A 25,416-nucleotide genomic window follows, 5' to 3' on the forward strand; every position below is an offset into this window, starting at 1 on the left:
TAAGCAAATAGTACGCTTTTTGATTGGTAGGGGGCAACGTTCATCTCACAGTGTTGTTCAACGATTGATCATGGCTGCTAAAGCCTTAAATTATATCATATTATGGCAACAACGATGAAAAGTCTGACAAAGACTCCAACTACAGGTTCTAAAGCAAAGACAGGAGCAAAAGAGTTATCCACTTTGAATATGAAGAAGGAAAAAACTAATACGAACGCTACAAGCGCAAAGGTAAAGGCAAAAGCTGATTTAGCAAAGGATCTGCAGGATCTATCTGGAGACGGTCTTAAGGAGATTTTATTGGCTAAAAAGGCACTTTTGAAAGCACTTCCAAAGATGGAGAAAATGCTACGTCTGAGAAGCTGAAAAAAGCTATTACCCAACATATCAAAGAGACAGAAAGACATGTAAAGGGTTTGAAAGCGTGTTTTGAAAGTATCGATAAGAAGGCGCAGACGCAGAAATGCGATGCGATGGGAGGATTGATTGAGGAAGGGATCAGTATCATGGAAGAAACGCAATCTGGAGCAGTACGCAATGCTGGCATTATCGCGGCCGCTCAAAAGGTAGAACATTACGAGATTGCAACATATGGCACACTTGCTGCTTTTGCTAAAGTCTTAGAACATGAACAGACGCTCAAATTATTGATGCAGACCTTGAAAGAAGAAAAAAATGCGACGAGTTATTGACGAGTATAGCGGATACCAATCTCAATGCGAAAGCCGAGTAGAGGTTTACAGGTAGAGGCTGCCCAGCACAACATATGTTCTTCTTTTTTATTATATATTATAGGGCAGTCTATTTTTTAATTTTAGATATAGCCAGAGATGGAACAAGTGGTCACCAATAGAAATATCAAAATAATTAAACGTGTAGAAGCGCGCGATAAACTAACACATAGTGAAGTGTTATTCGGTGAGTATAGCGATGGCGATCAGGTTTTAAAAGCTTTAAAGGAGCTTGAATGCTGGTATTCGGAGAGTCTCATCTACGAGAAGTTGCATGGGCTTGAAGATCATCTTTCGATAAGTTTTAGACATAAAGATTCGCATGAGATCATCAGCTATGCGACCGAAGACTGATTTATACGGCGTTACACCTTGTTTAGGAAGCAGAGACGAACTAGTGCCCTCTGTTCTGGACACATTAATGCCTACTGCGTATCACTCGATAATGCGTTTTGCGAGGCATAAGCCGATACCTGTATCCTGATGTTCCGCGGTGTTACTCGATCTACTGAAAATACATAAGTTTTTGTTAAATTCGGATGAATACCTATACCGTTGTCTTTTATGAAGTATACCACCCTTTGTCCGTTTGCTCACTATAAATATCAATTTTCGCATGATCGAATATCTCTTTCATTCTACTTGGAATAGCGAATGGGACGAATTTGTTGTATATCTACAACAATTTAAGGATATATCATTTATTCTAACCAAGGGCAATCATGATATTCTTCCTAAAGCGGTATTGACCCTGTCTCCACTCCAAGTGGTAGATTACTTACAGCTTGGAGATCGTCTTATTCTATCGCATGAGGTTATACCGGATATTCCTCGCCATACCATGAATATAGTAGGACATCTTCATCCAGGTGTACAGATCCAGAGGCGCGGGAGACAATTGTTTCGTTTGCCTTGTTTCGTCTTGCAAGATAATGTATTTCTACTTCCAGCTTTTGGTCGGTGGACGGGGCTTCATATCCTAAAGAACACAGCCTACAATCAGGTATTTGCTATCGTCGGAAATGGAGTTATAGAGGTCTTTTGAATTTTTGTCAATTCATCATACTTCTATCACCATATAGTGTTTACCCAATTGTTGGTTTTTAAGTAAAGGCAGAGCAACATTGTAAACTGGTATATTACTTGAGGTCTGTCCAAATACCGTTCCGCCGTGCGCATGACCATGAAAGGCAACAGCAACGTTTCTCCTATTTAAAGCTTCTCCAAGATGTGAAGAGCCCAAAAACGGATACAGCTGTTCGGGCTCACCCTTTACAGTGTTTCTTATTGGAGCATAGTGGAGTAGGGCAACCTTAGGCAAAGTTGGATGTTCTTGCTCCAAGCGGGTAAGCGCACGATCAAGCTGCAAAGACTCATTCACTGCTTCATGGACAAACTGCTTCATCATGTCCTCGCCAAATACAGAGAGCATAAACTGGTCAAACCCACCGCCAAAGCCCTTTGTGCCTGCAAATCCTATATCACCCGCTACCGCATATTCCCCGTCGAGCAGTATCATCTTGTGCTCAGTAAGTATTTGCTTGATTATCTTCTGTCTTCCTTTTTCAAAATCGTGATTGCCCAATACGCCGATCACGGGTATATGTAAACTATTCAAAGCCTCGCCCAGTACGCTAGCTTCATCCTCATCCCCGGTATCGGTGAGATCTCCACAAATGACCAAAATATCTGCTTCTGCATTTAAAAGCTCAAAAGTATCTCTCCAGATACCGCGATCGGTAGATTTTACATGGATATCCGCCATCGCTGCTATTCTTTTTTTAGTTCTTTCCATTTTTTAAATTGTGGTTATCGTATACGATTTATAATCCCATTCTTTAATATCTACTTGGTACTGCGTTTGATCGATAAGAGGACCTCTACATACTTTTTCACGAGGTGGTGGCAAGTCATACTGTTCTTTGGCCCGTGCTAATAGTTCGTCAAAAATTCTTTTGGGAATGATATCCCGATAGTCTGCAGGATACACAAATTGAAAGATCAATAGTGCCGCAAGTAACAAATGCCAATGCCCATCCAATCGGTAGAGAAGATGGTCCCAGTCCAATTTTTGTCCGTATTGTAGTAGTATATGATTGATGTCTGCATTGTCATAGCGTTCTCTGTTTTGCACGTACATCTTGCACCATATCAGCTCTTCGGCAGGGATAAAGCGAACGGGGATGTCAAAGAGAATACCTTCGGCCGAGCGCTCGTACCAGTTATCTTCAACGGTGCATATGTGATTGACACTATCAAAAATAATATCGATAAAATATGCACCTCTAATTACTTTGGCTAGCCAGCGAACATCCGTCAGCTCGACCTGATAGCCTGCATTTTCAAAAAGTTTAAGTATTCTGGGGTATTCACTGCTTTTGCAGAATATATCCAAATCTTTAGTATCGCGATAAATGCCAGCGTAGTGGTACATCGCAAATGCTCCGCCAAGCATATAATCGTATTCGCTTTCGTGGAGCAGTAACAATACGTCCTTATAGAAGGATGTTGCTTCCAGTCTTTCACTATCCGTCATATTTATTTTTTTATATGAACAATTGGTTCTCATTTTCGTTGTTGGCCGTTTTAAATGGTCAGGATCTAAGGTGGGTAAACCTTTTTAGAATACGCCTGTTCACTCATAGAAAGAAGCAGTATGGCACATTCGAATGTTAAACGAAATAAGAGTTCAGGTTGGTATCTCTGGTTAATCCTCTCCATTGTCGCATTATTGGTGTTGCTTATGTGGATCAGGGGATGTACTAGCATTTCGAATACTAGTGCTGATTTTGTGGTTAACAGGTCTATTGTCCAGTTGTTTAAGAAGTATTGTATTTCATAAGTCCACTTCGTTATGGAAATTAAAAGTCTAATCAAGTCAAGAAATGAAAGTCTGCAGGATGAGTTGCTACGCTTGCTGGCGTTGTATGCAGGTCAGCGATTATTAAGGAGCAGTAATAAAAGACCTCTGTCCCTTTGGCGGTTGGCTTCTGGAGGCGTTTTACTTTATATCGGTGCTACGGGCAGGGTGCCATTTTTGTCAATTATGCATCGATTTAATACAAATCACGGTCAGGTTAATTTTAAAGAGCAGCTTATCATTCAGCGTACGCCCCAATATGTATTTTCATTTTTTCATGATCTACGAAATATGAAGCAACTTTTGCCTTGGCTGAAAGGAGTGAAAGCGCTCGATATTGAAAAGAAACATTGGGAGATGCATTGCGAAATATTGGGCAAATCCTTTATAACAGAATTATTTGTCGTGAAGGAAAAAGAAAATGAGTTCTTGGGATGGTCCGCTCGTCAAGATGCTTTTATATATTTCACCGGACGGATCGAATTGCGGGAGGGCGTAGTGCCGGGAGTTACTGTGATGGATTTTGTATTCAGTTATACACCACCGGGCGGGAAACTAGGAGACCTAGCGCTTAGTGGGTTGAGACATATTGTCAGACGACGAGTGCACAACTTTTTAAGAGATTTTAGCGTTTTGCTTAATTCAGGTACTGACTATACGTTCTAGCGAATGAGGAAGTTGCTGATTTGTTTAATCCTAAATTTGTTTATTGCCTATTGCGAAGCACAGACGATCGATTCTGCATTAGATAGCCCGAAAGTCTTAAAGGAAGAATTTTCTAGGACGAAGGTTCAGCAATGGCAGGACCTGCTAAATCAATGGTCTGGAGTGGTAGACAGTGTGAAGCGGAGACTATCTTGGGCAAAAAATCTCTCGGACACCTTATTTATCGACAGCGCTCTGGTATTCTTCTCAGATTTACAGTCACCCATAAGAGATTTGAGCCAAATCCTACACGAAGCTCGCCTGAAAGAGGAAATCATACGGAAGAAACAGAATTCCAATGATACGCTAGGGTTGGTCGAAATTGCGATTAGTGATTCTCTTAAAGTTCAAATCCCCAATTTGTCAGATTCTCTTCAGCGTATGGAGAATGGATTGGAAAGGCTGCATCGAGAGGTGGAATATCTTCAGGAATCTACCCTTAGACGCAGAGACGAACTTTTAGCGATAAAAACCACAAGTAATACCTATTCTACCCGGAGGCAGATCCTTAAGACTATGGAGAAAAACTGGATCAAGGATGGCGCTTCATTAACCTACTTTGACATGCCTTCATGGAGTAACCGTCTTTTTGTGCTGTTACTCAGCTTCTTTTATTTTTACTGGATATTTAAGATGGGAAGAAGGGCTCCAGAGGATCCAGAAGAATTGCCTATTCATAAGAATGACCCTTTATGGATACCAATCCTAAAAGCATTGATTTTATTTTTGATACTGTTACCCTTTACCAACTTGACCTTACCGGTAGTTGTATTGGAGGTTAGTTACCTTCTTATATTTATATTTTTAGGTCTTATTCTGTACAGTGAACTCTCTGTTTTAAAGAAGAGAGTCTTACTTTTTACGTTTGTTTATTATGCCGCAATAGTTGTCGCCAATCTCCTGTTGTCCGAGTCTGATTGGACCAAAATAAGTGCTGCTGTGGCAAATTTGGGAGGAATTTATCTATTATGGAGCTATGGGAAACGTACGGATCTAGACAATCCAATTGGCTATTTGCATAAATATACACGCACAGCGATTGCACTAGGTCATTTTGTAGCTGTTGTACTACTTGTGATGGGGTATTTAAACATTGCTCGGATGTGGAGTTTGGTTTCGGCCATAGGGTTATTACAGGGTTTATCTTTGCAGGCTTTTCGCGACATGCTACTCCATGATCTGGAAAAACAATATGAAATAGCTCGGGAAGAATCTTGGTTCAGAAGATTTGATGTAAGACAAATGCGGGCTACAGCCGATAGGGTGATTCGCTTTTGCTGTGCATTGTTAGTCGTTTTAGTGTTGCTGAATGGGCTACACCTCACCCGGGAAGCAGCCGTTATATTTGATAAACTTTTCAATAGTGCACATAAATTAGGAAATATTACGTTTTCCTATGGCAACTTGTTGTTGGCAGTCCTTGTAATCGCAGTCGCCAATTGGCTCCAAAAGAATCTGAAGAAGATAGTTGACACACCGATAGGCAAGGAGCAGCATCACAAAAAGCTGCCTTTATTTCCGATATTTAGGCTACTAATTGTGGTAGTGGGCTTTTTGATCGGAATAAGTATCCTGGGGCTGGGGATCGATAAGTTAACCGTAATTATAGGTGCGCTGAGTGTCGGGATAGGATTGGGGTTGCAAAATATCATCAATAACTTTGTGTCAGGTATTTTCCTTGTGTTTGAAAAGCCTTTCAAGATAGGAGATTACGTAGAACTTGCTGATAAGAAAGGACAGGTCTTGGAGATCGGTATACGTTCGAGTACGCTATTGACAGATCAAGGAGCCCGTGTTATTATCCCAAATGGAGATTTATTATCGGGCAGGTTGGTCAATTGGACGTTCTCGGACTCCGATATACGTGTCAACATGCAGTTATCAATAGAAAAGGGTTTAGAACTCGAAGAATGGAAAAGATGGCTAAGAGAACAAATTATGTCTTTTGAGGAAGTTGACAAAAATATACCTATCAAAATATGGACCCAATCCATGACAGCTGATAATTATCAGCTATCGCTTCAGGTAGGTATAAGTAATGTCGGGTTAATCGATTCGTTTAAAAGCCGCTTTCTAGAATCTATACAAAAAGAGATGGATGCTAGAGGTATCAAAATAGCCTCTTCGTAATCTATTTATTTTTCTACTCATCGTGGTTATCTACTTTGTTCGGATTTGGGGGAAGTGGATTGGTGTCTTTCTCTGGACGTTTGCCTGTATTGCTTTCCACTTCTGTTTTGGGCTTACGTTCTTTGTACTCTTTTTCTTTTTCTTGTTGAGCTGTTGTTGATTTTTGCTTTTTCATGTTGATGTGTATTTAATGTGTATTACCTAAACCTTCTACTAAAGCTTTCCACTGGGGGAATGATGCTCCCATCTTTGCACCAAGACCTATCATAAAATTCCTGACATTGTCCATTAATGAACTGTTATCCGTATTGATCACTTCATTCCGACCTGCATAATGCAAAAAGATGTGTTTGTCTTTTTGTTCAATTAGGATGGAGGAGGTCGCCAATCGCTTAAAAAAATGAGCTGTATCTGTGTTTTCACTTGTAGGGTCTGGGCTTGGTCTTAATGTTAGGCAGATCTGTCGACTTTCAGCAGTAGATTCTTCATTGATAGACTCGACGCGTACCCAATCGGACCCCTCCGCCGAGGGCAGGCCTGGTCCGGGTATATCTATCTGTATATAGTCGCCTTGCCGCACCGGACGATCCAGTTCCAGTCCGTATTCATCTTTTGTTTTAAATGTAGCAGAGGGGGTTCCCGCGATATCGTCCCAATGGTTGACATCCAATAACCTATTTTTAGCCTTCTGAAAAAACTGGTCGGCTTCTGTGATGCTGGAAAAATCTACGCTTTTAAAATAATCAAAGGCCTTGCCCTCAATTTGTTCTGGAATTTGTTCAGCCATAATTGTTTGATTTATGTGTACTTAAGTCTTTAACAGTTCGATTAGCATCAGGTTGTGGTATAAAACACCTGTTTTTGATGTATAGTACCTAGCGTCACGCGGGTAAATACCTAGATGTGAGTCACTATCAAATTTTATTAAAAACCTTCGCAACAGTCGATTGTTCAGCAGCTATAGGATAGGGATATGGTTAAGCTTACGACATACAATAAGAAACGGGATTTCGAGAATACAGATGAACCGAAGGGAGCCCCTTCTGTCTCTAAAAGAAAAAGTGCACATAAACTACGATTTGTGGTACAGCGTCATCATGCATCGAGGCTACACTATGATTTTCGACTTGAATTGGATGGTGTATTAAAGAGTTGGGCGGTTCCTAAGGGGCCATCTCTGTATCCCAAAGACAAACGATTGGCTATGCAGGTCGAAGACCATCCGATAGATTATGCTTCATTTGAGGGAAGCATACCTAAAGGTAATTATGGCGCAGGTACGGTTCATATTTTTGATTCAGGCTATTACGAGTTTTCAGAGGCAAAGGATGAAGCCGAATTTTTGAAAAACTGGCGAAAGGGATCTTTGAAATTTAAACTTTTTGGCCACATTTTACGTGGAGAATTTGCATTGGTACAGATGAAAGGCGATGAAGGCAAGGCTTGGCTGCTAATCAAACATCAGGATAGATACGCTACCGATGCTCCATACAATAGCGAAGATTGTATAGCGGATAGTATTAAAGAGGCCGGTATCGTTTTTAAGGAGCAACCTCCACCCAAACCTATGCTCACCAAGCTTGTCGATAAGCTCCCAACCGGAGGTGATTGGGTATATGAAAAGAAATATGACGGTTTCCGGATAATCGGGGTACGAAGTTCGCAAGCAGTACACCTGTATTCTCGTAGTGGAAAAAGTATGAATCATTTATTTCCTTCCATTGTTCAGGAGCTAGCTGCACTGGATAAGGAAGTGTGTGTAGATGGCGAGCTACTGATCGAAGACATGGAGGGACGCTCACACTTTCAACTTATAGCCAGTGGCGAGCCTGTACCCAGCACGCTGCATCTCCGCTACTACGTATTCGATATTCTACGTCTGGAAAATGAGGTGCTTAACGAATACACCTTGGTACAGCGTAAAGAACTACTGAGATTACTTCTTAAACGTTTGAAGAAAATTAAATTTATCAAGCCTGTCGAGGAGTTGCAAGGGGATATAGATACATTACGGCAAAAAGCGGAACAACAAAACTGGGAAGGAATTATTGCTAAAGAAAAGGAAAGTCGCTATCTCGAAGGCATACGTAATGCACAGTGGGTGAAGTATAAATTGAGACATAGCCAAGAGGCGATTATCTGTGGATACACCACACCGCAAGGTAACAGATCGCATTTTGGTGCACTCGTTTTAGGAATGTATAAAGAAGGCGTATTGACATATATTGGTAATTGCGGGACAGGATTTGACGAAGCGTTATTAGAATCCACCTATAAGCGGATGAAAAGGATAGTAAGCGATAAAAAGCCCTTCCCAAAAGCGATACACGTGGCAAAAGAGAAGGACGTGACCTGGTTGAGCCCCGAACTTATCTGTGAGGTCTATTATTCCGAATGGACATCGGATAAACATTTACGCCATCCCGTATTTAAGATGTTACGTACGGATAAGAAACCTCGAGAAATTGAATCAGAAGAATTATTACCTATGGAAAATAAAGACGAAAGTATTACTATTGGGAATAAAACGGTACAGCTTACGAATCTAGATAAGGTGTACTGGCCACAGGACAATTATATAAAAGGCCAGATGATTGCTTATTACGAGGAAATGGCAGATCATATGTTACCTTATCTGAAAGATAAACCAATCTCATTGCACCGCTTTCCAAACGGGATCGATGCCGATAGTTTCTTTCAAAAAGACGTAGACCCGGATAAAATTCCAGATTGGGTAAAAACAGTACCAATTCATGCCGAGAGCACAGGCAAGGATATTGATTATATTATTTGCAACGACAAGGCGACCTTATTATACATCGCGAATCTGGGGTCTATCGAAATAAATCCCTGGCTCGCAACTTACAAAAATCCAGAGAATCCAGATTTTGCAGTATTGGATTTAGATCCCAACGGAGCCGATTTTGAGGAAGTGATCCGAGTTGCAAAACTCGCCAAGGAATTCCTGGACAAAATGGGGGCATCTTCCTTTGTGAAAACATCGGGATCTACAGGTATGCACATTTATCTTTACGTTGCTAAAAAGTATGATTACGATATCGTACGCGATTTTATTCAATTGTTGGCGGAGATGCTGCACGAGAGGTGTTTAGAAACAACCAGCATTGTAAGGGATCCCAAAAAACGTAAGGGAATGATTTATTTGGACTTTTTGCAGAATAGAAGAGGGCAGACGATTGCTTCTCCCTATTCCTTAAGACCCAAGGAAGGCGCTACGGTCAGTGCACCACTTGATTGGAGCGAGGTACGACCTGGACTTGATATCAAAAGCTTTACGATTAAGAGTATGTTAAAGCGAGTGAAAGAAATCAAAGACCCATGGGCAGGCATTTGGAGTAGCCCCGTAGATATTAAAAAATCCCTGAAGCGACTAGGCTAGACTAGCTTTAAGTTTTTCCAATAAATCGGTCGACTTGGTGCTTTCGACATTGATTTTCCGTATCGATGTATGTTTGCCTTTAGCCTTCTGCTTGATGATTTTGAGAAGATCTGCAGTATATTCATTTTTGTAGGCGGATATATCGAATGCCTGCGAATGCTGCTTTATTAATTGCAACGCCATATCCATTTCTTCTTTTTTCATTTTTGTATTAACAGGGAGTCGTAGCTCTTCGGGGCTACGGATCTCTTCTTCAAAACGTAGTTTGTTCAGAAGCAATAGATTGCTGTGCGGTCTGACCAAGGCAAGGTTTTCAACGCTACGCATTACAAACGATCCCAACCCCGCGGTTTTACTTTTCTCAAGAGCTTTAAGTAACAGTTGGTAGGCTTTTTCACCGCCCTTGGCAGGTTCTAGATAGTAAGGGGTTTCGAAATATATACTATCGATTTCTTCTATTTTGACAAAAGAATGTAAGTTGATCATTTTATTCTTTTCCGGACTCGCTTCCTCGAAGTCGCTGGTCTCCAGCACTACATATTTATCCTTTAGTAAGTATCCCTTCACAAAATTGTCCCAGCTCACCTCTTTGCCCGTATTCTCATTTACTCGTTTATATTTTATGTTGGATTGGTCTTTGCGATCCAACATATCTAGATCCAAGCTGCTGCTCTGTGTGGCGCTGTAAATCTTAATAGGGATGTTTACTAAACCAAAACCGATAGCCCCTGTCCATATTGCTCTCATAATAATTCTCCTTGCAAATTTACCTTATCAAACAAGCAAAAGGCGGATTAGTTTACGCCGCCCGCCTCGTATGATAGATCTTGTTTTATCGCTACATATAGTGCGAAAATTGTTTTTGTAAACTCTTGCGTATCAAAAAAATCCTTGATTTAATCGTTCCCTCCGGAAGTCTGTACAATTCGGACAATTCCTTGTATTTATACCCTTGTACATGATACTCAAACATTTCTTTATGTTCTGTGGACAGTTTTGTTAATGCAAGCTCCACATCTTTTAATACCAAGCTTTTTTCCACAGTATTCTCAGTGAAAGGCTCGTGGCAGCCCAGATCCTGCAATTGGGATACTTTATGATTTTCATAAAGATGCCTATGCTTGCGATTCCGATAATGATTAATGTAGATGTTTTTCATAATAACAAACAACCAGGATATCACCCTTGGGTTATGAAAAAACTGATCTACGTATTTTAATGCACGCATTAGTGTCTCCTGTACCAAGTCTTGGATGTCTTCAGGATCATTGGTAAACTTGTAAGCAAGACTTTTTAATACCGAACGGTATTCAATAAGCTGTAGGTTCAAATCTTTGTTTTCCATGTTGAAGTTATTTTAGATGTACCAAGCCTGTTACAAAAAATATGCGAGAAGCATTAATTTTCAAGATTTCAGGTATTCACCGCCCGAGAAAGGATATATATACGCAGGTTGGATGAAAATACGCCTGTTAGTATGCTTGTGGGGTTAGCAAGCAGGTATTTAACAGGTCGGTAGTCGGTGTAAGTACGGTTTATCTTTCTGGGACAAGATAATGTTGAACAAATCAATTAGATAATTGTTAGCCTGTAAAGTATGTTAATGTAAATGAGTTGATTATGAATATCGAGGTTTGGGCATTGTTGTTTTTGTTTATTATTCCGATGCCGCGTTCTGAGGCACAAAGTGACGCGCGTGAATATGATGTTCTCCGCACAATTGTATTTATGCGAACGGAGGGCTTGGGCATGATTGATCTATTACATTCCCATAGTCACAATAAAGAAATAAAAGCACTCTGCCTCCGTATGAAGTCTTATTATACAGAGACCCAACCAGAAACCGTCGAATTATGCCGAGGTAAAGATTTACAACTTTCAGAGAAGGATGTAGACGTTCTGTTGGATCGGTTGAAAAAGGGCTTTGAGAATTATAATGTCGAAAGAGAAAGCGATTACCAGCATTTATTTGAAGAGCATATCAATAAAAGCATACAGCTTTATGCAGAACTCGTTCAAGAGCAGCGATGGGAGAATATTACTCATTTCTCCTTTACGGCATTACCTGAACTCTTTAACCTACAGCAAGAGATCCGTAAAATAAAGAAACGATAAAGGCACATTCAGGTTTGAATACAATACCTGGATACATTAATATATGGAAGAATCGATTGTGATGCGGAAAGATAATATTCCTTTTGAGCTCGAGACGAGGCTGGTTGATAATGGCGCAGACTTTACACATGCAGTTGTACCGTTTATGGCACATGTGGTGTTGGATGAAAACCTCATTACGGGACAAAATCCGCTTTCAGCAGCTCCAGCAGCGCGAACACTAATCGAACTGATCCGATCCCCAAACCGCTTTAATTGATTTTGCGGACTATTCTCTGTAGATTAAATAATAGGTTAGGAGGGTTGCATTCACCAGTACGGAGAATGCGTTGGATAATATAATCGGCCATTCGGATTTCATAATTCCATACACGACCCATAAGGAGACTCCCACTAATAATACAACGATCATGACCGGAGATAAGGTCTGTACGTCTTTTTCTTTTATGACTTTGATCAACTGGGGCAACATGGATACCGAGGTGAGTATTCCTGCAGCGATTCCGACTAGCATTTCCATACATAAGGGTTTAAAGTATTGTGTTGCTAGTGAAACAAGTCTCGGGCCAAAGCGTTTAGACGCGGAAAATTTTACCGTGTATTTACGGAGCGATAGGAATAAATACGCAAATTGAAGATATAACCAACCAAACTACCATTGAAATGTTTTAATCGTATTAAATCAATAAAACAAATATTATTATGGCACAAATGAAAGAATCTAATATGCCCAATGCGCATTTGCACGAATTATTTGTCGATGAATTGAAGGACATCCTTGGGGCGGAACGCCAATTGCTTACTGGACTGAAGAAAATGGCAAATGCCGCCAGTAGCGAAAAATTGAGAGGTGCATTTGAAGTGCATTATGGGCAGACAGAAGGGCAAATCGAACGTTTGAAAAGTATTTTTTCTTCATTGGGTTTAGCCCCGCGTGGAAAGAAATGTAAAGCAATGGAAGGCCTGCTCGCGGAAGCAGAAGAGATTATAGAAGATTATCAGGATAGTCCGGAAGTGATCGATGCTGCGCTGATCGTGGCTGCCCAAAAAGTAGAACATTATGAGATTGCGAGTTACGGTAGCCTAGCGACCTTTGCAGATCTTATGGAACATGCAGAGGCACAGGAGCTTTTGGGACAGACTTTGGCAGAAGAAAAAGAAACGGATGTGTTATTGACCGAATTAGCAATGAGTCGAGCCAATAAACCATCAAATGCATAAGCGGTGTTAAGTTAATTTGTTGTTTAGCGTGTTTACCAGATGATTCGTTTGTCTGGTAACACGCTTAATTTTTGAGAGCGGGCACAAACATAAAAGCTTGGCTCTTTTTATTTTATGGGGGATCACTACACAATAGATTGGGGTTTAAATACGCTTTCTGAAAGCAAACTCAACCTTAGCTGAATTAACATGTTCGGGTACTATTAAGTATAAATGCTTTAAAATTATTGGGATATGAAAGCAATGAATTATAGAGGGCCATATCGTGTGCGTATAGCAGAAAAGCCCTTGCCAGAGATCCAACATCCCCAAGATATAATACTCCAAGTGACGCGCGCCTGTATCTGTGGCTCCGATTTACACCTTTATCGCGGAAAAGTTCCGGATACTAGGGTCGGAACGACTTTTGGGCATGAATTTATTGGTGTCGTCAGAGAGATTGGAACGCAAGTGCAGAATCTCAAGATAGGGGATAAGGTTTTAGTACCCTTTAATATATCTTGCGGTAAGTTCACTTTTTGTTTGCAGGGCTTGTATGCTTACTGCCAGGAATCAAATGCGATGTCGGCTACAGTTGGTGGCGTGTTTGGCTACTCCCATCTTGCTGGCGGATTTGATGGAGGACAGGCGGAATATGTCCGAGTCCCTTATGGCGACGTAGGTCCGGTACTGATACCAGAGGGTATGAGCGACGAAGACGCTTTACTACTGACGGATGTCGTACCTACTGGATATAGCGCGGCGGAGATGGGAGGGATTAAAAAAGGAGATACTGTCGTTGTATTCGGTGCTGGACCGATTGGTATTATGGCGGCACGGTGTGCATGGTTATTTGGCGCAGCGCGGGTTGGAGTTGCTACCTTTAAGTGGAGACAGATTTAAAATAAAATAGAATTAAATTTGTTAAGACATGGCAAGAATATTTGATGAGTCATTTAAAAAAATGGCAGTAGAGTTGTCCTATCTAAAGGGCTCGGTTTTGGAAGCAGCAAAAGAGTTGAATCTAGATGCAAGTAGATTAAGTAAATGGCGTGTAGATCCTAGATATAATGGAGGTACACTATTACCAAAGAATGATAAATTAACTCCAGAGGAGCAAGAGATTAGGGAGTTAAAAAAGCGTTTAAATGAAGCAGAATTAGAAAACGTAATCTTAAAAAAGGCGGTAGCCATCTTTTCCAAGGGCGACTGAGAAAATATGAGTTCATAAAATCGCATATGAACCTATTCGCAGTTGAAAAGATGTGCAAGATTATAAATACAAGCAGAAGTTCGTTTTACAAATGGATTTCTAGACCAAAAAGCAACAGAGATAAGAGAACAGAGGAATTATCTATACTGGTAAAACAAGCACATCAGGACAGTGACCAAATATACGGCAGTCCTCGAATTACTTTAGAACTGAATAAGAAAAATCATAAAATATCACGTTCTTATGTCGCCAGATTGATGAGAAAATTGAATCTAAGAAGCAAGATTCGGAAGAAATTTAAGATAACGACAGATTCCAAACACAGTTTTCAACTTGCTGAGAATCTCCTTGGAAGAAATTTCTTTACAGATGGCCTATCGCAAAAATGGGTTGGTGATATTACCTACATCAAGACTGGATCAGGATGGCTGTATCTTACTACTGTTATCGACTTTGCCGATAGAAAAATCATAGGTTGGTCGTTCAGTAATGACATGACGGCAGAGCATACAACTTTAAAAGCACTTAAAATGGCTATTGCACAAAGGAATGTAAAACAGGGTCTGATTTTCCACTCAGATAGAGGTGCTCAATATGCATGCAACGAGTTTAAGTCTTTATTAGGAAAAAATGAAATTATCCAAAGTATGAGCAGGAAAGGTAATTGTTGGGATAACGCAGTCGCGGAAAGCTTCTTCAAAACACTAAAATGTGAATTAGTTTATCACAGAAAATTTGCAAACAGGGAAGCTGCGAGATTAGAAATCTTTAGATACATCGAAGGATTTTACCATCAAAAAAGAATCCATTCTGGATTAGGTAATAAAACACCAAATGAAATGGAAAAATTTTATAAATCAACTAGTTTATTAGTGGCATAAAAAGTCTCCACTTTTAAGTTGCAATTCCATTTCATCGCGTTTTACTTAAGAGGACAATTTTTGGCTTGAGGTATGCAATAGATTATTGATATGGTGGTGGACACCATTGAGTGGTAAAGTCACTGGTACAGTTGCTTCTTTTGTTATTAATCGTCTAAGAAGTTTGGACTGCAGCTTGCCTATATTACTCCAGCTCATAGATGCGCCATAACGGACCGCATTCTGTCTGTACTTGGCCAAGAGTTGTGGTTCATCTAAAAGTGCGCGGATAATCAAGCTGAGGGCTACGCTGTCTTTAAAGTCGAACAGTAGGCCACGGTCGTCTTTCAGCAGATCCTTAGCATACCAATACGGCGTAGACACGACAGCAGCTCCTGCACCTATCGCGAAGGACAAGGTACCGCTACTGATCTGATTCTCGTTGGGGTAGGGGGTGACATAAATGTCGCAGGCGCTGAGGTACTGCGTAAGCAATTCTTCGGAAGCAAACTCGTTTACAAAGCAGACCTTATCTCCTATACCCAGGTCTTGGGCTTTTGTCTGCAGATATTCGCGGTAAGATTCGCCGGCCTCGCGGAGAATATTGGGGTGTGTACTCCCTAAAATAATATAAATGAAGTCCTCATTCGGGACAGAAGCTACTGCTTCTATAGCGGTTTCGAAGCCTTTACTTGGCCCCAAAAAACCAAAGCTGAGCATAACTCGCTTGCCGCTGAGTCCCAGTTCTTGCTTGGCCTCGCTTTGACGGTAGGAAAAATGAGGTACGCCATGCGGGATAAGTTCGATCTTTCGAGGGGCGATGTGGTAGATGTCTTGAAGCATGTTTACGGCGGTATCGGTCATGACGGTCACGTTCTTGCTATAGGCAGAAAGCTGTTGGAGTACCCGAAGTTCTGCAGCGCTGGGTTGCTGCAGTACCGTATGAAAATTGGTAACAACAGGTATAGCGAGGGCGCGTACAAAATCCAATATATAGTCTCCAGCCTCGCCCCCAAATATGCCATACTCGTGCTGGACTATCACCGCATCAAAAGTCTCATTAATATGTCGGGCGGCCTGCATATAACTCGCTCTTTTGTTTTTTTCGATGCTGGTGTATACCTCCGACGGAAAGAAATCTTCGCTACCATCCGAGATGGCTATAATAGCCGGAGCTAAAGTTGGGTCTTGGTGTAAGGATTTAAACAAATCCTGAGTAAATGTAGCGATACCGCACTGCCTAGGTGGGTATGTTCCGATAATGGCGATATTCATAGTGACGTTGTTTTTCGTTTCTGCTATAAAGAACAGGAAATGAACGACTATGTTGTCGGAGAAATGTCGAAAACATAAAATGCCGTATTAAATCCGCACTATCCGTACAAATACTTACCTCGTAGAGCAATCGCTAAGCTGAGGCGTTACGCTACTGCACTCATCGATATACAGATATCGGCACATTCGCGACATAACCGCGCACACTCCCGGCATTGTTCCATACCATGAGTGGCATGCTTTTCACACTCCTCGGCACATGCGGTACAGATCTTTGCGCACAGTTCGCATAAGGCGTGGCTATTGTTACTATCCAATTGCATCAGCTCAGCCGTCGCTTTACATAAAGTGGAACATTCCAGATCCAATAGGATACACGCGCGCAACATTTCGATCTCGGACTCGTTAAGACAGGCTGATGCACATTGCATGCAGGCGCTGGCACAGGCCAGGCATTTTTCTATACATTCTTGCATTTTCTCTTTCATGATCTTGAGAATTATCGTTTAAAAAATAAGTATCCAACCAATCAATGAACACCGAAATACGTATTCGGTTTAAAAATGCATGAGAGAGATGACTACAACATGGAAGGTGGGAAAGGAGCTGTAATCGGAAAGTATAACCTAATGGCCGTACCCGTTCCTTCGGTAGACTCCACCTGAATAAGCCCTCCGAGCCGATCCATAATACGTCTGACTAAAGACAGGCCGACCCCTGTACCCTGAAAGGCCTGCGCATTATCGGCACGGGCAAAAATATCAAATATATGAGGAAGCTGAGCTGCAGGAATACCGATACCATTGTCTTTGATCGTATAACATACCTGCTGCTGGTCCATCGTGCTGTGTATCCATATCTTTTGCCGGTCGTTGGTACAGGAATATTTGACCGCATTATTGATGATATTAAGAAAGATCTGGTATAAGGCGCTCTTTTCTCCCCAAAGTGGCAACAGACGTCCGTAATAAATCTTGCAGGAAGCCGCATCGTGCAACAGGAGAGCTTCTTGCAGGATTTTCTTTATGGTATAGGACATCGGAATCGGATCCTTGGCCATAGCAGCAGTCTTGCTCTGGCTGATAGCGACAATGTTGTTGACAATGTCTTCAATATTAGCTACACTACCCGATAAGTTTTTAAGCCAATCTTCTTTCATGCCTTGCGATAGGGTCTCGCCTGCAGAACGCAGAAACTGTAATCCCATTTTAAGGATAGAGAGGGGATTTTTGAGGTCGTGCGAAAGGCTGAATGTAAGCATTTCAAGTTCGTTATTGAGCAGACGGAGCTCATCTGTCATGAGCTGCTTCTCTGCAGCTTTACTCACTATGGATTCTTTGATGCTTTGTTGGAGGTAACTGATAAACTTAAGGTCATTATCATCCCAAGGTCGGGCAGAGTCGTGAATGGGCTCCTCCCAGGTATGTACCACATAGTTTTTATTTCGTTGTTCGACATCCAGCTGAACCACCGTACAGAGATGTTCTTTGCGAAACCAGACCACGTAATAGTCTTTGTAACTGCCTAAAGTATAATACAGAAGTCCAGCAAAAGGCAGGGCTTTGGAAAGATTTCTCCGGTGATTCAGCCGGAAATTGTAATCCTTGAACAAGGTTTTATGGCTCGCCGTTTGGAGATAGGTGATAAGCTCGTAAAAAAGATCTACATCGGGTACCTCGCCATGAAAAAACACGTCGCCCTGATTATAGATAGCCACACCGTCTGCGGCAACCATATCCTGCAATAAATCCATATGTTGCACCAGAGCGCAATTGATCGTCTTGTTGTTGACTAAAGATTCCTTTAGCGTAAGATTGGCCGCAACTAGCTGCTCATTATGTTCGATCAAGCCTTGTTTGAAGAGGCTTTCAAATTTGGTCATCGCACTTTGAACAATAAACGTACTCAGTTTGCGCTGCTGCAGATCGACTTTCTTAGGCTTGGAATGCTGTGCAATGACCAAACCCCAAAACTCATCCTCCAGATAAAGGGGAAAGAATAAGGCAGAAGAAACACCCAAGGTATTAAGATAAATCTGATGTAACTTGGGGGGCGGCGCTAGCTGGCTACATAACAGATGTATATCCGGGTCTAGACTATATAGTTTTTGATGGGAACCCTCTAAATTAGGTATATATCGGTAGGACAGACTTTTATAGTAAGGCATCACTTCCTCAGGAAGAAAAGTTTCCGCAAACTCTTTGCCTATATATCTCATTTTATGATTCTTTTGATACTCTGCAATCACTGTACTATGGCCGGTCTCTTGAACCTGAAGGACAAATACGCGCTCGAATTTGAGTAGCTTCTGCAATGCCTTACAAAGAAAATTCCAATTGTTGGTGTAAGTTTCGTCGAAAAGAAAGCCCAGTTCATTCATGCGGGAGACCGAGATATTTTTATGGTGCTGCTCTTCCCATTCGACATAGACACGACCTTTATTGAGGCTGAGTTTGAAATAATAGCGGTTGTAGTTTATTCGCTTGGAAAAGACTTGACTCGGAATTCTTTTGTCCAGAACGGCTTGAACGGTATCTAGGAATTTGCCGCATTCGCCATTCCACAAAGAGGAGAAGAAATCTTCCAAAGGCAGACCCAAGAGATCTGATATGGTTAATTTGGTGAAAGAGCAGGCAGACTGACTAATGGCAATAACTGTTAAACTGGCATCTGTAATCATCAGATTGCCAAAGGTCTGTAAGGAAGCCTCCACAATAGGACAGTTAGTATCTTTCATAGGGGTCTGGATTGGGAATTTATACCTCAAGCCGTGATTATATCTTACATAACGTATCGTGTTGATAAATATTGTATTGCTGCAATTTATGTCATTTATTTCTTCTATTCTGTATAGGTTTGGCGCTATACATGAGGATAAAAACAAAAAGCAAAAATACCGAAGTAAAAAGTATAACTAACATATCAATCTCTTTTCTCTTTTTAGGTTATTATCAAAAATCAGGCATTTATTACCTTAACCAAGACATACCCGTATTTAAACAATATAATTAGGTAATATTACGTTAATTGCATCCTGTTTTTAACAATTTGATGGCCTACGCGTTCAATTAGGAGAACAAAATATCAAGGCGTATGAAAACGAATTATTTTTTTGCAATAGGTATTAGTGCTTTTTTACTCACTGGATGTGGGCAATCTAAAAAAGAAAAAACAGGAGGCCCAGGTCCAGTAACGGAATCGGATAAAACCCGATATAATATCAATCCAAATGATGAAGTACGATACGGTACGCCAGACACGGTGCGTAAAGACAGTACAAAAGGGGATACCGTAACCGATGTGAAAGACTATCCGCTATAACCCGCAGATCGGATCAATTGCATCAGTTTCTTTTTGTATGCAGCGTCTGTAGGGGAGCGTTCAGGATTCAGGGACACCCGTTTTATCCAGTTGTCCAATGCTCCATCAAGGTAGCTTTTCTGTATATAGGGATGTATATAATGACTACGGGTAATGGATCTGGTATTTCCCAATTGCTGTGCTACCTGATCGATAACGGTCACGAGTTGCTGTTTGCGTGCAGTGGCACTCGTAGGAAGTGCGGATTGGCCAAGGTAGTGGAGTGCAAGGATACAGCCGTACCAAGTACGGAAGGTCTTGCAGGTGATGTCGGCATCGGTGGCTGCTTTAAGATAGGCATTTAGCGTTCCGGAATCTAATGGTGTGGGTTGACCATCATGATCATAGTATTGAAAAAGACGTTGTCCAGGGATTTCCTTTACCTTAGCAAGCAAACGCACCAGCGATTTTTCCGTAAGATAGCTTTGTTGGCGGATACCTTTTTTACCTATAAATTTAAAAAATACTTTGTTTGTGCTGATCTGTACATGGCGATTGCGCAGGGTGGTAAGGCCATAGGACTTATTCTCCTTTTCGTAAGCCGTATTGCCGACTCTGAAGTAGGTCTTGCTCATCACGGCCAGCGCTAAAGCACAAATACGTTCTTTGGATAGCTGGCGCGAAGTAAGATCGGACGTGATATGTTTTTGTAAACGGGACATTCGCTGACCGAATATATAAAGTGAACCAAATTTATCCTTTTTACGTAGCTGGCTCCATGCCGGATGATAGAGGTACTGCTTTCTGCCGCGCACATCTATTCCGGTAGATTGGATGTGACCGTTGCTCGTAGCACAGATCCAAACCTGTTCCCAAGCAGGAGGGATCACCAAAGCCTGAATACGGGCAAGCGTCTGTGGATTTTGAATAGGCTTGCCTTGCTGATCGAGGTATTTAAAGTGTTTTCCCTGACGTACACGCTGATAGCCCCGCCCTTGGCACGAAACATAACGAAGCCCTGCTTCATGCAAGGCTTCGGAATCTGCTATTAAATTTTCTGATGTGGGCATAACTAGTGATTTCGAATAGCGTTTATTAATTCACTTTTCGTCATATCATGCCGTCCTGTTATGCCAATTTTTTTTGCTTCGCTCAATAGTTCCACTTTCGTGCGTTCGTCCATAGGACTGCTTTTGCCGCCTTTTTTGCTGGCATTGGGTGAATTGGCTATACGGGCAGCCTTTTCTTTGCTCGCTCCTTCTCGACGTAAGGCCTCATACTTGGCATCGTCTTTAATCTGTTTTCCGTGATTCTTTGTCATACCTTTCGATTTTGAATCGTGACTACCTACATTGATCATCGCAATAATCAAGCTTCTCATTTGGCCTGCTGTAATTTTCAAATCTTGTATATTCATAATAGTATGTTGAGTTGTTTGCATATACTATTTCAAAAAACAGGCCGAAATGAGGGGGAGACTACCTATTTTGAATCCGGAATCTACGGGTTTGCAACAGGTATTTATCCCTATTGCAGCGTAGAAAGCACATCATTCATACAGGCTATCAAAGAATGTCGGATTGTCCAATTTGATGGCGATGCGGTATGCTGCGTTGACAAGGCCCACATGGCTATAAGCCTGAGGGAAGTTGCCCCATTGACTCCCGTCCTGATCGTCGACGTCTTCACTGAATAACATGAGGTGATTACCAAATGACAGCAGCTGCTTAAAGACATCCTGCGCCTCTTCAAGACGGCCCACACAAGCCAAGGCTTCTACGTACCAGAAAGCACATACCAAAAAGGTCGATTTGGGACGACCGAAGTCATCCTTATGCAGGTAACGGTAAAAGAGGCCATGCTCTCCCTTCAGTACTTTTTCCAATTGGAGGAGATGCTCTTTGGCCTTGGGTGAATTGGGATCTAGGTAACCCATCATGATCAGCTGCAGGGTAGAGGCATCAAGATCGGTGTTGTCTTGGGCATTGGTATATACCTTTCGACGGTCATCATAACAACTTTCAATATGCTCGATAGCCCGCTCGCGTATGGCATTGGCCTGAATGGATATATCTTCCAGGCTATATTGACGGGCTATCTTTAGCGCCGCCGTGGCACCTGCCCATTGAAAGAGATTGGAATAACAATGTCTCTTTTCCATATTTCGGAATTCCCAGATTCCGGCATCTTTTTCATCGATGGTGAGTTCGATCTTTTTCAGGATAAATCGGGTCCATTGGGCTGCAAAACCGGTGTTTTGATGGCGGAAGCGATGATCCGTAAAAAGCGGAAGTAAAGCGATCATGGCCTGTCCATACACGTCATTCTGAATGTGTTCAGAGGCTTGATTGCCGATACGGATGGGTTTATTGCCCATATAGCCGTTAAGAAAGTCTAGTGTTTTTTCTTCCAAGTTGGATTGTCCCAGGATACCATATAGGGGCTGCAACCGACCTGCATCCGACTGGGTAATGTTGGCGATGTAAGAAGCGTATTTTTCCATTTCTTCAAAATGACCGATATGACTTAAAGCGGTCAGCACGTAATAACTGTCGCGCACCCAGCAGAAGCGGTAGTCCCAATTGCGACCTGCACCGGGGTGTTCTGGTAGACTGGTGGTGCTGGCTGCAATGATAGCTCCGGTGTCTTCATACTGATGTAGCTTTAGGGCGAGGGCCGACCGTATTACTTCCTTTTGGTAGAATGATGGAATGGACATTTTTTACCCAGCGGTGCCAGTATTGACGGGTACGGCTCAAAAACTCTTCGGCCGTACGTTCGATAGGTGCCTCAAAGGGATTGCCAAATGTGAGAATGAGATAGACCGGCTTGTTGATCAAGTAAGCGATATTGTCGAAGAAATGGCTGGTCGGCATATTTGTAACGAGGCGCATCTTTACATCACCGCATTCAAACTGAATGTGATTGCTGCCTCTATTTTTTTGAAAAGAAGATTTGCCGTAGTGGTATTTAGGATCGCAGACGACACGCACTTTGGGGTGCCCTGATATAGGCTCAATCTTTCGGATCAACATGAGCGGTTTGTAGTAACGCTCGAACTGCTCAAAGCGTGGGGCATAATCCGTAATCCGGTAACTCCCCTCTGCACTTTCTATAGTAGTACAGAGTATATTGGTGTTTTCTATATAGTACTGGCTGGAATGGATAATGCCACTAGGAGGCGTGATGCTAAATCGTCCTCCTTGGTGTTCGTCCAGCAGCGTGCCAAACACAAAGGAGTCTTCAAAGGAAGGCCAGCATAACCAGTTGATATTGCTGTCTTTGCCCACATGGGCTATGTATGCACAATTTCCGATTATGCCGCTATTGTATATATGCTTTTGTTTTGCCATTGGTGTCATTTATGGGTTTTCTGAATACTTTATTAGTCTGCGGTGTCAACTCTTGCAGGAGGTTGGTCACTTCTTCTTGGTTTTCGATATAGTAGCGTGCTAGGGTCTGTTTATTGCCCACCTTGATAGTTACCGCGGAATCGGGCAGTTCGTAAAACATATCTTCATCGGTCGAATCATCGCCAATAGCAAATATGAAATCGGGCTTATAGTGATCTACGACTTCTAAAGCTGCCTTTCCTTTATTCAAGCTGTTTATTTTGACTTCAATTACTTTATCGCCCATGAGCAATTGCAGGTCGTATTGCGGTAGGAGATAGCGGAGAGCATCCGCAAGTTCCTGCGCCCGCATCATGCCTAACCCTGTATGTACCTTGCGGTAGTGCCATGCTAATGAATAGTTTTTCTCTTCGATAATAGAACCGGGCGTCCGGTCGGTAAACTTGGCCATGATGCGTCTCACCGGAGCTTTCCAAGTGGTGGGCATACTGGGCTTGTCTCGCCATAGCCCATCAGGTACGTTGCTCCAGGCGCCGTGTTCACCGATAAGATAGTAACCGGTATCTCCAAACCACTTGTTGAGATCGGTATGTGGCCGGCCACTGATTATAGTGACCTGGTTGGCAGCATCACTCTGAAGATCCGCTAATAACTTCAATACCTGCACGGTCGGCTTAGCAGCGCTGGCATCATTCTTAAATCCGACCAAGGTACCATCATAATCGAGAAAAAATAGGCGTCGCTTGGCTTTTTGGAACTGATCGGTCAACTTCTTGAGCGTAGCCCCCTGCATTTTTCGGCTTGCGGACGTTTTCTGCTCCGTTTTCACCTCATGCAATCTGTTGAAAAACAGTTTTACCCAATGCGTGATGTTGAATTTTTTGACCATAGCGACATTGGCCCGCATGCGCTGCTGCCGCTCCATCTTGGGCATATAAATTGCGAGAGGTATCGCTTGCATAATGTCTTCGATGGCATTTGGGTTCACTTGGATCGTCTCGGGTAGTTCTTTGGCGGCACCTGCAAATTCGCTTAAAATAAGTACACCATTGTGATCTTGTGCTTTGCTGGCGATGTATTCCTTGCATACCAGGTTCATCCCATCCCGTAGCGACGTCACCAAACAGATATCTGCAGCTACATAGAGTGCCGAAAGATCTTCGATAGGCAACGAATTGTAGAAGTAGGTAATAGGAGTCCAGTCGTCCGAACCATAAACGGCGTTGATGTGTCCGACCATACGGTCTATTTCGTCCCGTAGGAGCTTGTATTGTGCCACATTGTCCCGGGAAGGAACAACCAGCATATACAATACCACCTTATTGCGCAGCTCGGGGTATTGCTGTAACAGGCTTTCGTAGGCCATTAACCGCTCTAAGATTCCTTTGCTGTAATCCAAACGGTCGATGGATAGAATTAATTTGCGCTTTTGATATTGTTCTTTCAGGACTTGTACTTTGTTCAGAACTACGTTGGATCGGGACAACTCTTCGAACTTATCAAAATCTATTCCCATGGGGAATACTTCGACGTGTACCCGACGGTCGCGGCAGCGAACGCTATTGTTTTTGGGTGAAAGCCCCAGAATATTTAAACAGGAATTGAGAAAGTGCTGGGCATCGTGGTAGGTATGAAAGGCGATTAAATCTGCGCCTAATAGACCTTTTAAAAGTTCATTACGCCAAGGGATACAACGGAATATCTCATCTGCGGGAAAGGGAATGTGCTGAAAGTAACCTATAGTCAAATCACTTCGCTGCTGACGGAGCAATTGCGGAAGTAGCATGAGCTGGTAATCATGTACCCATAATTCGTCTTTGGAAGTAATGTTCTGCGCCAAGATAATGTCACAGAAATGCTGATTCACTTTTTGATAAGCGAGCCAATAGGACTTGTCGAATACAGCATAGGATAAACGATAGTGACAGATGGGCCACAGTATCTCATTGGAGAAGCCCTCGTAATACCCCTCTAGATCTTCGGCGCTTAGAAAGACAGGGATGAGGTTTAATTTGGCAAGCTCTGTGCGAATCAATTGCACTTCGCTTTCATTCTCCGGAATGTAGCCCGGCCAGCCTACCCATATATTACTGCCGGTCTTGTAGTAAGATCCCAAGCCGGTAGCCAGCCCACCCTCGCTCGGGATAAAATGTAATTCATTGGCACGCTTTTCAATACGTACCGGTAATCGATTGGAAATAATTATAGTTCTTTTTTTTTGCATAAAAGGTAAGGTAACAAGTCGTCGACCTATATGATTTGGAAAAATATAGT

The 25,416-nt window shown here is 42.2% G+C and carries 29 protein-coding genes; 14 read left to right on the top strand and 15 right to left on the bottom strand.

Going from position 1 to position 25,416, the window contains the following annotated elements:
- Nucleotides 1-114: 114 nt before the first annotated feature.
- The 4 genes from GFH32_RS18255 to GFH32_RS00325 all read left to right on the top strand — a co-directional run bounded on the left by GFH32_RS18255 (nt 115) and on the right by GFH32_RS00325 (nt 1,776).
- Complete coding sequence (locus GFH32_RS18255) at nt 115-366, top strand: hypothetical protein (RefSeq protein ID WP_228384174.1); 252 nt, start codon at nt 115-117, stop codon at nt 364-366.
- Nucleotides 367-386: 20 nt separating this feature from the next.
- Nucleotides 387-692 (top strand): YciE/YciF ferroxidase family protein, encoded by a 306-nt coding sequence (locus GFH32_RS18260; protein ID WP_262884796.1) that lies wholly within the window; start codon nt 387-389, stop codon nt 690-692.
- A gap of 138 nt (nt 693-830) precedes the next feature.
- Nucleotides 831-1,085, top strand: coding sequence for a hypothetical protein (locus tag GFH32_RS00320; protein ID WP_153509184.1), 255 nt, complete (start codon nt 831-833; stop codon nt 1,083-1,085).
- 262 nt (nt 1,086-1,347) lie between these two features.
- Nucleotides 1,348-1,776, top strand: coding sequence for a metallophosphoesterase family protein (locus tag GFH32_RS00325; RefSeq protein ID WP_153509185.1), 429 nt, complete (start codon nt 1,348-1,350; stop codon nt 1,774-1,776).
- 15 nt (nt 1,777-1,791) lie between these two features.
- Here the strand turns inward: GFH32_RS00325 and GFH32_RS00330 are convergent, their stop codons facing one another.
- On the bottom strand, nt 1,792-2,526 hold the full coding sequence (locus tag GFH32_RS00330) for a metallophosphoesterase family protein (RefSeq protein ID WP_153509186.1): 735 nt from the start codon (nt 2,524-2,526) through the stop codon (nt 1,792-1,794).
- Nucleotides 2,527-2,529: 3 nt separating this feature from the next.
- On the bottom strand, nt 2,530-3,267 hold the full coding sequence (locus GFH32_RS00335) for a nucleotidyltransferase domain-containing protein (RefSeq protein WP_153509187.1): 738 nt from the start codon (nt 3,265-3,267) through the stop codon (nt 2,530-2,532).
- A gap of 318 nt (nt 3,268-3,585) precedes the next feature.
- On the opposite strand from GFH32_RS00335, the gene GFH32_RS00340 reads away from it, so the two are divergent.
- Both GFH32_RS00340 and GFH32_RS00345 read left to right on the top strand, forming a co-directional pair.
- Complete coding sequence (locus GFH32_RS00340; protein ID WP_153509188.1) at nt 3,586-4,257, top strand: SRPBCC family protein; 672 nt, start codon at nt 3,586-3,588, stop codon at nt 4,255-4,257.
- A gap of 3 nt (nt 4,258-4,260) precedes the next feature.
- On the top strand, nt 4,261-6,426 hold the full coding sequence (locus GFH32_RS00345; protein WP_153509189.1) for a mechanosensitive ion channel family protein: 2,166 nt from the start codon (nt 4,261-4,263) through the stop codon (nt 6,424-6,426).
- Between the two features lie 13 nt (nt 6,427-6,439).
- Here the strand turns inward: GFH32_RS00345 and GFH32_RS00350 are convergent, their stop codons facing one another.
- Both GFH32_RS00350 and GFH32_RS00355 read right to left on the bottom strand, forming a co-directional pair.
- Nucleotides 6,440-6,601 (bottom strand): hypothetical protein, encoded by a 162-nt coding sequence (locus tag GFH32_RS00350; protein WP_153509190.1) that lies wholly within the window; start codon nt 6,599-6,601, stop codon nt 6,440-6,442.
- Between the two features lie 12 nt (nt 6,602-6,613).
- Nucleotides 6,614-7,213, bottom strand: a complete 600-nt coding sequence (locus tag GFH32_RS00355; RefSeq protein WP_153509191.1) for a hypothetical protein — start codon at nt 7,211-7,213, stop codon at nt 6,614-6,616.
- A 186-nt stretch (nt 7,214-7,399) separates the two neighbouring features.
- On the opposite strand from GFH32_RS00355, the gene ligD reads away from it, so the two are divergent.
- A complete protein-coding gene (gene ligD / locus GFH32_RS00360) occupies nt 7,400-9,826 on the top strand; it encodes a DNA ligase D (protein ID WP_153509192.1) in 2,427 nt (808 codons plus the stop codon).
- Here the strand turns inward: ligD and ku are convergent.
- Nucleotides 9,818-10,573 (bottom strand): non-homologous end joining protein Ku, encoded by a 756-nt coding sequence (gene ku, locus GFH32_RS00365; protein ID WP_153509193.1) that lies wholly within the window; start codon nt 10,571-10,573, stop codon nt 9,818-9,820. The genes ligD and ku overlap by 9 nt on opposite strands.
- A 91-nt stretch (nt 10,574-10,664) precedes the next feature.
- On the bottom strand, nt 10,665-11,171 hold the full coding sequence (locus tag GFH32_RS00370; protein WP_153509194.1) for an RNA polymerase sigma factor: 507 nt from the start codon (nt 11,169-11,171) through the stop codon (nt 10,665-10,667).
- 275 nt (nt 11,172-11,446) lie between these two features.
- Here GFH32_RS00370 and GFH32_RS00375 point away from each other — a divergent pair, with 275 nt between their 5' ends.
- Together GFH32_RS00375 and GFH32_RS00380 are read left to right on the top strand one after the other, a co-directional pair.
- Nucleotides 11,447-11,941, top strand: coding sequence for a hypothetical protein (locus GFH32_RS00375; protein WP_153509195.1), 495 nt, complete (start codon nt 11,447-11,449; stop codon nt 11,939-11,941).
- A gap of 58 nt (nt 11,942-11,999) precedes the next feature.
- A complete protein-coding gene (locus tag GFH32_RS00380) occupies nt 12,000-12,200 on the top strand; it encodes a type 1 glutamine amidotransferase family protein (protein ID WP_153509196.1) in 201 nt (66 codons plus the stop codon).
- A 9-nt stretch (nt 12,201-12,209) separates the two neighbouring features.
- Here the strand turns inward: GFH32_RS00380 and GFH32_RS00385 are convergent, their stop codons facing one another.
- Entirely contained in the window at nt 12,210-12,461 is a 252-nt protein-coding gene (locus GFH32_RS00385) for a SemiSWEET transporter (protein WP_153509197.1), read from the bottom strand.
- 182 nt (nt 12,462-12,643) lie between these two features.
- Between GFH32_RS00385 and GFH32_RS00390 the strand changes: the two genes are divergently transcribed.
- The 4 genes from GFH32_RS00390 to GFH32_RS00405 all read left to right on the top strand — a co-directional run bounded on the left by GFH32_RS00390 (nt 12,644) and on the right by GFH32_RS00405 (nt 15,235).
- On the top strand, nt 12,644-13,162 hold the full coding sequence (locus GFH32_RS00390; RefSeq protein WP_153509198.1) for a YciE/YciF ferroxidase family protein: 519 nt from the start codon (nt 12,644-12,646) through the stop codon (nt 13,160-13,162).
- 234 nt (nt 13,163-13,396) lie between these two features.
- Entirely contained in the window at nt 13,397-14,044 is a 648-nt protein-coding gene (locus tag GFH32_RS00395; RefSeq protein ID WP_153509199.1) for an alcohol dehydrogenase catalytic domain-containing protein, read from the top strand.
- A 28-nt stretch (nt 14,045-14,072) separates the two neighbouring features.
- Nucleotides 14,073-14,354: a transposase gene (locus GFH32_RS00400; protein WP_153509200.1), complete on the top strand. Its 282-nt coding sequence runs from the start codon at nt 14,073-14,075 to the stop codon at nt 14,352-14,354.
- A gap of 14 nt (nt 14,355-14,368) precedes the next feature.
- Entirely contained in the window at nt 14,369-15,235 is an 867-nt protein-coding gene (locus tag GFH32_RS00405) for an IS3 family transposase (RefSeq protein WP_262884797.1), read from the top strand.
- Between the two features lie 45 nt (nt 15,236-15,280).
- On the opposite strand, the gene GFH32_RS00410 is transcribed toward GFH32_RS00405, so the two are convergent.
- The 3 genes from GFH32_RS00410 to GFH32_RS00420 form a co-directional block, all read right to left on the bottom strand.
- Complete coding sequence (locus GFH32_RS00410; protein WP_153509202.1) at nt 15,281-16,489, bottom strand: glycosyltransferase family 4 protein; 1,209 nt, start codon at nt 16,487-16,489, stop codon at nt 15,281-15,283.
- A gap of 146 nt (nt 16,490-16,635) precedes the next feature.
- On the bottom strand, nt 16,636-16,977 hold the full coding sequence (locus tag GFH32_RS18575; protein ID WP_153509203.1) for a four-helix bundle copper-binding protein: 342 nt from the start codon (nt 16,975-16,977) through the stop codon (nt 16,636-16,638).
- Nucleotides 16,978-17,069: 92 nt separating this feature from the next.
- The gene (locus GFH32_RS00420; protein WP_153509204.1) at nt 17,070-19,226 is read right to left on the bottom strand and encodes an ATP-binding protein; all 2,157 of its coding nucleotides are present in this window, start codon (nt 19,224-19,226) and stop codon (nt 17,070-17,072) included.
- Between the two features lie 356 nt (nt 19,227-19,582).
- Here GFH32_RS00420 and GFH32_RS00425 point away from each other — a divergent pair, with 356 nt between their 5' ends.
- The gene (locus GFH32_RS00425) at nt 19,583-19,810 is read left to right on the top strand and encodes a hypothetical protein (protein WP_153509205.1); all 228 of its coding nucleotides are present in this window, start codon (nt 19,583-19,585) and stop codon (nt 19,808-19,810) included.
- On the opposite strand, the gene GFH32_RS00430 is transcribed toward GFH32_RS00425, so the two are convergent.
- From GFH32_RS00430 to GFH32_RS00445, 5 genes are all read right to left on the bottom strand, one after another.
- Nucleotides 19,798-20,859, bottom strand: a complete 1,062-nt coding sequence (locus tag GFH32_RS00430; protein ID WP_153509206.1) for a DNA topoisomerase IB — start codon at nt 20,857-20,859, stop codon at nt 19,798-19,800. The genes GFH32_RS00425 and GFH32_RS00430 overlap by 13 nt on opposite strands.
- Nucleotides 20,860-20,861: 2 nt before the next feature.
- The gene (locus GFH32_RS00435) at nt 20,862-21,206 is read right to left on the bottom strand and encodes a DUF7218 family protein (protein ID WP_228384175.1); all 345 of its coding nucleotides are present in this window, start codon (nt 21,204-21,206) and stop codon (nt 20,862-20,864) included.
- A gap of 132 nt (nt 21,207-21,338) precedes the next feature.
- Nucleotides 21,339-22,508, bottom strand: a complete 1,170-nt coding sequence (locus GFH32_RS18540; protein ID WP_317162867.1) for a glycoside hydrolase family 15 protein — start codon at nt 22,506-22,508, stop codon at nt 21,339-21,341.
- On the bottom strand, nt 22,438-23,142 hold the full coding sequence (locus GFH32_RS18545) for a trehalase-like domain-containing protein (RefSeq protein WP_317162868.1): 705 nt from the start codon (nt 23,140-23,142) through the stop codon (nt 22,438-22,440). Before GFH32_RS18545 ends, GFH32_RS18540 begins: the two co-directional genes overlap by 71 nt.
- Nucleotides 23,114-25,366: a bifunctional alpha,alpha-trehalose-phosphate synthase (UDP-forming)/trehalose-phosphatase gene (locus GFH32_RS00445; RefSeq protein ID WP_153509207.1), complete on the bottom strand. Its 2,253-nt coding sequence runs from the start codon at nt 25,364-25,366 to the stop codon at nt 23,114-23,116. The genes GFH32_RS18545 and GFH32_RS00445 overlap by 29 nt, the downstream gene beginning before the upstream one ends.
- Nucleotides 25,367-25,416: the final 50 nt, after the last annotated feature.

The sequence above is a fragment of the Sphingobacteruim zhuxiongii genome (assembly GCF_009557615.1).
Classification (GTDB): Bacteria; Bacteroidota; Bacteroidia; order Sphingobacteriales; family Sphingobacteriaceae; genus Sphingobacterium; species Sphingobacterium zhuxiongii.